The sequence below is a fragment of the Ferrovibrio sp. genome (assembly GCF_036381655.1).
Taxonomy (GTDB): Bacteria; Pseudomonadota; Alphaproteobacteria; order Ferrovibrionales; family Ferrovibrionaceae; genus Ferrovibrio.
This window is the reverse complement of the sequence record NZ_DASVCJ010000011.1, coordinates 1-7,879: the sequence shown is the minus strand read 5'-3', so window position 1 is coordinate 7,879 and position 7,879 is coordinate 1. Positions and strand designations below refer to the sequence as shown.

The window sequence follows — 7,879 nt, the reverse complement described above, 5'->3', positions numbered from 1 at the left end:
GTCCCGGATCGGGATGACGGAGCCGTCTGCCAGGCGCAGCACGCCATGATCGCCGGGCTGGCCGCCGCCCATCGGATAAAACACGGTGCGGTCGAGGCGAATGCCGGTCTCGTCGGCCCGAAGCACGGTCGCCTCGCAGCTTCGCGTATAGGGATCGGTGCGGAAGATCGCGTCCATGGCCTCAACGACGGTCGAGCCAGTCGGGGACCGGCAGGTTCTTGGAGCGTAGGAAATCCGGATTGAACAGCTTGCTGGTGTAGCGCGTGCCGGAATCGCACAGGATCGTGACCACCGTGTGGCCGGGTCCGAGATCCTTGGCGAGGCGGATGGCGCCCGCCACATTCACCCCGCTTGAGGCCCCGAGGCACAACCCTTCCTCTTTCAGGAGATCGAACACGACGGGCAGAGACTCCTCGTCGGGAATCTGATAGGGCCGGTCGATCTTGAGACCCTCCAGATTGGCGGTGACGCGGCCCTGGCCGATGCCTTCGGTGATCGAGCTGCCTTCCGCCTTCAATTCGCCGTGCTTGTAATAGTGATACAGCGCGGCGCCCATCGGATCGGCGAGGGCGACCCGGATTTTCGGGTTGCGCTCCTTCAGCGCCATCAGCACGCCGGCGAAGGTGCCGCCGGAGCCGACCGCGCAGGTGAAGCCGTCGATCTTGCCGTCGAGCTGCTGCCAGATTTCCGGCCCCGTGGTGCGGTAATGGGCTTCGCGGTTGGCGATGTTGTCGAACTGGTTGGCCCAGATGGCGCCGTTCGGCTCGCTCTTGGCCAGCTCTTCGGCCAGGCGGCCGGAAAATTTCACGTAGTTGTTGGGATCCTTGTACGGCACGGCGGGTACCAGCCGCAGGTCGGCGCCGCACAGCCGCAGCATGTCCTTCTTTTCCTGGCTCTGCGTCTCCGGCATGACGATCACCGTCTTGAAACCGAGCGCGTTGCCGACCAGGGCGAGGCCGATGCCGGTATTCCCTGCGGTGCCTTCGACGATGGTGCCGCCCGGGCGCAGCTTGCCCTTGCTGATGGCGTCCTGGACGATGTAGAGCGCGGCGCGATCCTTCACCGAACCGCCCGGGTTCATGAATTCGGCCTTGCCGTAGATGTCGCAGCCGGTCAGCTCTGAGGCGCGCTTGAGGCGGATGAGCGGAGTTCTGCCGATGCTGTCGATGAAGTCTTTGCGGATATCCATGGCGGGTCTCGGGCTAAAAAATCTCTCCCCGGATCATCCTATACCGATGGGGGGTTAGGGCCGCAACCTGCCCCTGGGATCCTCCCAGCGCTGGCGCAGCTTTTCCCGGTAATTTCCGAGCCAAAGCAGGCCGATCGTGGCCGGCGAATTCCAGATTTTTCCAGCTTCCCACTGGGCAAAGGCTTCGGCGAAGGGGAGGGCGAAGACCCGGATGTCCTCATGCTCGTCCTCCAGGCCATGGATGCCGCCCGCCTTGGTGGCATCGACCTGGGCGCAGTACATGTAGAACCGCTCGTTGCAGAAGCCCGGAGTGGAATAGACCATCGACATCGGAAGAAGGTCCCCGATCGCATCGAGGCCGCTTTCCTCCTTCAGTTCGCGGCGCCCGACCTCCTCGGGCTGTTCGCCATCCTCGATCAGGCCGGCCACCACCTCGATCATCCAGGCGCGGTCGTTGTTGAACAGAGCCGGCGCGCGGAACTGCTCGATCAGGACGACCTCATCGCGCTTCGGATCGTAAGGCAGCACGCAGACCGCATCGCGCCGCCAGATCACCTCGCGGCTGATCTCATCGCTCATGCCGCCGCCGAAGCGGGCATGCCGCAGAAACAGTTCGTCCACGTTCAGGTGGCCGCGGAAACGCGCCTCCTGCCGGATCAGTTCGACCGGCATGGGTTGCAGCTTGGTGTTCACGGGTTCGCGCATGGCACCGGCCCTTATCTTTGGAGAGAACGGAGGAAGGCGGCTTTGTGCAGCCGGCGCCAGCGCGCCGGATGCCAGTCCTGGATATGTGGCGGCAGGGCGAGGCCGCCGTTTGGCGCATGGGCGGCCAGAAAGACCTGCACCCGGCGGCTGCCGCGGCCGCCCTGCGGCCGGACCGGCAGGCGGCGGGCGCGATATTCGCTGCCCTCGTAGGCGGCAAGGCGGGCGACATCGGCCGGGCGCATCGTCTGGAACAGTTCGCCATAAACCACGCTGCCGGGCGCTGGGATCAGGATCGGATAGAGCCGGCCGCGCCCCTGCTTGCGGCGAAAGCCGGTCAGCTTGGCTGGCCGCAATTGCCGCCGGTTGGGCTTGTAGCCGAGCACCAGCCGGCGGATGTCGGGATCGCAAAGCGTGCCGTAAAAGAAATACTGCATGGTCGCATTTTGGATCGAGGGAGTATTCCGTTGTTACCCATTCGGGCCGGATTCGCAAAGCCCGGGGCTGTGACCGATTGGTTTCCGGCATCCGATTCTCATTATGACGGAATGACGCGGCCGGAACCGGGTCCAAGGCGCGGAATGGGGCGCCAGCGCGGTTCCAGCAACCGGCGGCAACGGAAGCTTGAGAATACCTGGCGCGCTAACGGCTGCCGATTTCGGCATCGCGTTCCAGAAGGCGCAGCGCCAGCGAGGCCGCCTGGGTGCGGTTGAAGACCTGCAGCTTGGAGAAGATCTGGCGCAGATGCGCCTTGACGGTCACCTCCTGCACGCCGAGGCGGATGGCGATCGCCTTGTTGGAATCGCCCTGGCTGACCCAGCGCAGGACCTCGCGCTCGCGCTCGGTCAGTGCGGCCAGGCGCGGATCGGCAACGTCTTCGGCCAGACCACGCGATATCCCGGGCTCTTCGGCGCTTTCCAGTTGCTGACGCAAGCATTGCAGCAGCTCGCGGTCATCGGCGCCGGTGCGGGCGCGCTCCGCCAGGTTGGCGAATTTCGCCGCGGCTATGTAGCTTGGCAGATAATCCTCGTAGAGCCTCAGCGCCTTCACCACGGTCAGCAGCATCGTCTGCTGGGTGATCTCGGTCTTTTCCTTGTAATCGTTGATGCCGTGGTTCGAGATGACGGTCAGCGGCGGCGCCTGACCGGGCTGGCCGGTGCGGATGACGATCTGGACCGACTTGTTGCCAAGTTCGTTGCGGATGTAGTCCACCAGCAGCAGACCGGCATGTTCGGTCTCCATCACCACGTCGAGCAGCACCAGCGCGGTATCGGGATGGCTGCGCAGGACATCCTTGGCTTCCGCAGCGGAATAGGCGCTCAGGAATTCCAGACCGCGCCCGCGATAGCTGAAATTGCGCAGGAGCAGTTTGGTCAGCGAGTGGACATCGGGTTCGTCATCGACGATCAGCACCTTCCACACCCCGCCATTGCCCGGCGGCCGGGTGCGGTCGCGGCGGTCGTCATGCTCATCGAGGAAGCGGACGGAAGTATGCGGCAAATGCCAATCTCCATATGCGGCATCAGTATAGCCAAATACGCTTGCAGCGGGAATGCATTCAGCTATTGACGGCGGATTTCCGCGGAAAAGCGTCGTATTCGGATTTCAGTTCACACGCAAGATAACCGGAGAATGCGTATTCCGGCGCCACGGCTTGCTTATGACACTTCGTGCTACTGAAGGCGCGCGGCGAGGATTTTCAGGCCCGCGGCACCGAAAGCGATCGCGAAAGCGCCCTCGAACCAGCGCCGCAGCCGCATATAACCTCGCGCCAGAACACGGCTGGAGAACAGCAGGGCATAGCCGTGGAAGACCGCCGCGCTTTGCAGGGCGACCGCCAGAATGACGGTGGCGAGCTGCATGGGCGAGGCCTGCGCCGGCACGCCGATGGCGTAGAGCGAGCCGAAGAACAGGATCGCCTTCGGATTGGTCAGATGCAGCATCAGGCCGCTGCCATAGGTGCGCGCCAGCGAGGATCGCGCCATGCCCGTCGGTTCGATATCGCCGGCCCTGAGCGCCGAACGCCCCGACTTGAATGCCAGGAAGATCAGATAGCCGGCGCCGAAATAACGCAGCAGTTCGAAAATCCAGACATTCGCCAGCATGATCGCGCCGAGGCCGAAGGCGGCCGCCGTCGACCACATCAACGATCCGGTGGTGATGCCCGATGCCAGCGCGAGACCGAACCTGCGGCCCGATTTCATCGAGGTGCCGGCGATGGCGAGCGTGGCGGGGCCGGGGCTCGCCGTGGCCAGCAGGGCGGCGGCGAGAATGAGGGGAAGATGCAGTTCGCTGATCATGCGGCAACACTGCCGTCATGAGGATGGGGAAACAAGCGCTGCGTTGCCGACGTCTATTGGCGCTTATCGATCCGCTTCAAGTCGGTTTTAGGCCGGCCGTCGTCTCGGTCTCGCCATTTCCGTCTTCTGTGGCGGCAGCCGTCCGCTGCCGGCGGCGCGCATCAGGCGGCGGAAGGTCGGGCATTCCAGATGGCTCGGCGCGCCGCATCTGGCGGCATGGCGCAGGCCGTCGCGCAGGACCGACAGCCGTCTGATCATGCGCTCCAGTTCGTCCGCCTTTTCGGCCAGCAGGTCGCGCCGGATCTGCGGCTTGCCGTCCGGTGCGAACATGCCGGCGATTTCTTCCAGGCTGAAACCCGCCGAGCGGCCAAGGGCGATCAACGCCAGACGGTCCAGCACGCCGGGATCGAACAGCCGGCGCAATCCACGCCGCCCGATCGAGGCGATCAGGCCTTTTTCCTCATAGAAACGCAATGTGGAGGCCGCCATGCCCGAGCGGCGGGCCACCTCGGCAATATCCAGATCTTTCATGCTTGACCTCAAGTGAACTTGAATTTGTAGGGTAGCATCGTTCTCAACGCAGGCAAGGTGACGTACATGATGGAGATTGCAGGGCTTACTGTTCTGATCGGCGCCGGCGCTACAGCGGCGATGGATCTATGGGGATTGCTCGTCCGGCGCGCCTATGGCGTTGCCGGGCTGGATTACCGCCTGGTGGGCCGTTGGCTCGGTCATCTGCTGCGCGGACGGCTCCGCCATGACAGCATCGCCAAATCGGCATCGGTGCCGGCCGAGGCCGCGCTCGGTTGGGTTGCGCATTACGCCATCGGCATCGGTTTTGCCACCGGCCTGATCGCCGTCCGGGGCGAGGGCTGGCTGCGGACCCCGACGATTGCGCCTGCCCTGCTGACCGGGCTGGTCACCCTCTTGGCGCCTTTCCTGGTGATGCAGCCTGCCTTCGGCCTGGGGATTGCCGCGTCGCGCACGCCGGATCCGGCTGCGGCGCGCCTGCGCAGCCTGATCACCCATCTGGTGTTCGGTGCCGGACTCTTCGTCTCGGCGCGGTTGCTGACGGCGCTGCATGTATAATGCGGCTGCCTGGCGCCGCCTGCGCACGAGATGCGGGCACGCGCATCCGGCCGCGGCCTGGCGGCAATGAAGACGTATCGGACGACGTGCGGGGAAGAAGGGGCGCGGAGGAGAATGGGCGCGGAGAAGAATGGCTCCCAGGGAGGGATTCGAACACGATTCGCTGGCCGTCTCCGGCCGTCTCCGCCGAACTCACCGAATCCCAGCAAATGAGGGCATCGGGAGTATTTATAGCTTCCCACTGTAGCCCGCTGTCGCGTACAGTCTCATTCGACGGGATGGGTAGAAGAGTGGGTAATTGCACGCATGGCCCTCGGCATCAATCGGCTGAAAGCATTGGCGGTTTCGAGGCTTAAAGAGCCCGGGATGCACGCCGACGGTGGCGGCCTTTACCTGCAAATTACTGAGGGCGGCGGTCGGTCTTGGATCTTTCGATATCGCATGGGCGGGCGCAAAACGCCACGTGACATGGGATTAGGCAGCGAGGCCACCCTTACCTTGGCAGAGGCCCGGGAGAAAGCCAGGGAATGCCGCAAGCTCATTCTCGATGGAATAGACCCGATAGAACACAGGCGCGAGCAGCGAGCCAAGCAGGGGCGGGCACGGGCGGCTCAGACGCCGTTCAAGGAGATTGCCGAAGCATACATCGCCGCCCAGGAGCCGTCATGGAAGAGCCCCAAGCAGGCCAAGATATGGCGGGCTACCTTAACGGCTTACGCCTATGCCCATTTAGGCAGCCTCCCGGCAAGCGCGATTGGGACGGATGAGGTTCTGAAAGTGCTGGAGCCGATCTGGTACAAGAAACCCGAGACCGGCAAACGGGTACGGGGGCGGGTCGAAGCTATTCTGGACTACGCCAAGGTCCGGGGACTGCGGACAGGAGAAAACCCGGCTCGTTGGAAAGGGACGCTCGATAAGCTCCTGCCGCCCTGGTCGCGTATCCGCCCCGTGAAACATCACCCAGCGCTTCCCTATGGAGAGCTGCCTGCCTTTATGGCTGAGCTCCGGGAAAGGGAAGGGGTTGCCGCATACGCACTGCAGTTCACCATTCTCACTGTCCTCAGAACCTCCGAGATCCGGTGGGCAGTACCCGGTGAGTTCAACTCTAGCCGCACGATCTGGACGATACCGAAGGAGCGCATGAAGGGGAGCAATCGGGACCATAAGGTGCCGCTCTCTGACCCGGCGCAGGCTATTGTTAAGAAGACGCTGAAGCTTGGCGGCAGGTACGTGTTTCCCGGACCAGAGGACAAGAAGGCCCTTAGCGAGAATGCCATGTTGGCGGTGTTAGATCGCATGGGACGCGGGGACATCACCGTCCACGGGTTTCGGAGCGCGTTTAGAGACTGGGCATCCGAAGAGACTGACTATCCGCGTGAGGTCGTGGAGATGTGCATGGCCCATGCGATTAGCGACAAGGTAGAGGCGGCGTATCGGCGTGGAGACCTGTTCAAGAAGCGGGCCGAGTTGATGGATGAGTGGGCGGCGTTTTGCTGGGGGGTGCGCTGTGAGCAAGAAGCGTTCTGAAACGAGCACATACGATCCCGGCGTGATATGGGACCACCTGCCGAGTGGCCCCGTGCTAGATGACAAGCAATGGGGCAAAATTGCGCAGGCCCTCTGGCGGCCTAAGCCAACCAAAAATCCCATCGGAAGGCGTAAGGACGGCAATCCGTGGGACGCAACAGTTAGGGCGCTACTGCAGGAACAGGCGACGGAAACCGCGAAAAGAAATGCGGAAAGGCAGAACCGCGCACGGCGGCACACGGATTTTGCCGTTGGTAATTATCTGGCCTTTGCTGCACTCGAAGTAGGGAAGCCGTCGGCAAGAGAGAGAAGGGCTGGGCTGGCTAGCGTAATCAAACGAACGCAAGAACTGCGCTCGGCAATCCTTAGTTTGGATAGTGTCTCAGCGTATGAGGTAAGTAAAATTGCGTCGAGCTGGTGTCCAGATCCCGGCAAGGAGCGCTCGCCCTTCGACGACAGCAGACTTCGCGGAAAACTGTTCGGAACAGCCAGGTTGGGTCAGGCTATTCGGATTATCCGCATTATGGAGGAGTGGTGTTCCTCAGCGCTGGATGCGGTGGGGTCCGACCCCACCAATGCCCGAAGCAAGGCGTTCGATGATTTGGTGGAATCATTGATGGTCGTTCATGGAATACACGGGAGCGGGTCTGCGCTGTTCACGTCAAACCCGGGAAGCTGCAACGCATTCATTGCCGAAGTTTGCAGGCAGGCCAAAATCCCAGCTACGTTCGATTCGATTAACCACGCGATCCGGGCGGCACGAAAAAGGAAAGCACCCGAAGTTGCAGATTAGTCCCTTGCGGATTAGCCCAATCTGCAAGGCCCTAAAAAGCATCCAACTCCATTAGATTTTCGGCTCTCCGTCGCACATGATTCCTACCAGCACCCCGCCGCTTCGGGGCGGCACACTGGAAAGGAATTGCGATGACCACTGACCTGAGCCCATAAAACTCCTCCATTTTTGGGTAGAGTCCGTCAGCCAGTCAGGAGACGGACGATGCGAGCATCACGGTTCACGGAAGAGCAGATCATCGGGATCCTGCGGGAGCAGGAGGCCGGTGCGAAGACGGCG

Annotated in this window: 9 protein-coding genes; 3 read left to right on the top strand and 6 right to left on the bottom strand. The window is 62.6% G+C overall.

Annotated elements, in window-relative coordinates:
- Nucleotides 1-181: 181 nt before the first annotated feature.
- From VF194_RS02475 to VF194_RS02450, 6 genes are all read right to left on the bottom strand, one after another.
- Nucleotides 182-1,189 carry a cysteine synthase A gene (locus VF194_RS02475; RefSeq protein WP_330887686.1) on the bottom strand — a complete coding sequence of 336 codons (1,008 nt, stop codon included), beginning with the start codon at nucleotides 1,187-1,189 and terminating at the stop codon, nucleotides 182-184.
- 54 nt (nucleotides 1,190-1,243) lie between these two features.
- A complete protein-coding gene (locus VF194_RS02470) occupies nucleotides 1,244-1,894 on the bottom strand; it encodes an NUDIX domain-containing protein (protein WP_330887684.1) in 651 nt (216 codons plus the stop codon).
- 11 nt (nucleotides 1,895-1,905) lie between these two features.
- Entirely contained in the window at nucleotides 1,906-2,328 is a 423-nt protein-coding gene (locus VF194_RS02465) for a gamma-glutamylcyclotransferase family protein (RefSeq protein WP_330887682.1), read from the bottom strand.
- Nucleotides 2,329-2,533: 205 nt separating this feature from the next.
- Nucleotides 2,534-3,391: a response regulator transcription factor gene (locus VF194_RS02460; protein WP_330887680.1), complete on the bottom strand. Its 858-nt coding sequence runs from the start codon at nucleotides 3,389-3,391 to the stop codon at nucleotides 2,534-2,536.
- 173 nt (nucleotides 3,392-3,564) lie between these two features.
- Nucleotides 3,565-4,191 (bottom strand): LysE family translocator, encoded by a 627-nt coding sequence (locus tag VF194_RS02455; protein ID WP_330887678.1) that lies wholly within the window; start codon nucleotides 4,189-4,191, stop codon nucleotides 3,565-3,567.
- Between the two features lie 87 nt (nucleotides 4,192-4,278).
- Nucleotides 4,279-4,722, bottom strand: coding sequence for a helix-turn-helix domain-containing protein (locus VF194_RS02450; protein ID WP_330887676.1), 444 nt, complete (start codon nucleotides 4,720-4,722; stop codon nucleotides 4,279-4,281).
- A gap of 66 nt (nucleotides 4,723-4,788) precedes the next feature.
- Between VF194_RS02450 and VF194_RS02445 the strand changes: the two genes are divergently transcribed.
- The 3 genes from VF194_RS02445 to VF194_RS02435 all read left to right on the top strand — a co-directional run bounded on the left by VF194_RS02445 (nucleotide 4,789) and on the right by VF194_RS02435 (nucleotide 7,600).
- Nucleotides 4,789-5,280 carry a DUF2938 domain-containing protein gene (locus VF194_RS02445; protein WP_330887674.1) on the top strand — a complete coding sequence of 164 codons (492 nt, stop codon included), beginning with the start codon at nucleotides 4,789-4,791 and terminating at the stop codon, nucleotides 5,278-5,280.
- A gap of 306 nt (nucleotides 5,281-5,586) precedes the next feature.
- A complete protein-coding gene (locus VF194_RS02440) occupies nucleotides 5,587-6,807 on the top strand; it encodes a tyrosine-type recombinase/integrase (RefSeq protein WP_330887672.1) in 1,221 nt (406 codons plus the stop codon).
- Complete coding sequence (locus VF194_RS02435) at nucleotides 6,788-7,600, top strand: hypothetical protein (RefSeq protein ID WP_330887670.1); 813 nt, start codon at nucleotides 6,788-6,790, stop codon at nucleotides 7,598-7,600. The genes VF194_RS02440 and VF194_RS02435 overlap by 20 nt, the downstream gene beginning before the upstream one ends.
- Nucleotides 7,601-7,879 lie beyond the last annotated feature (279 nt).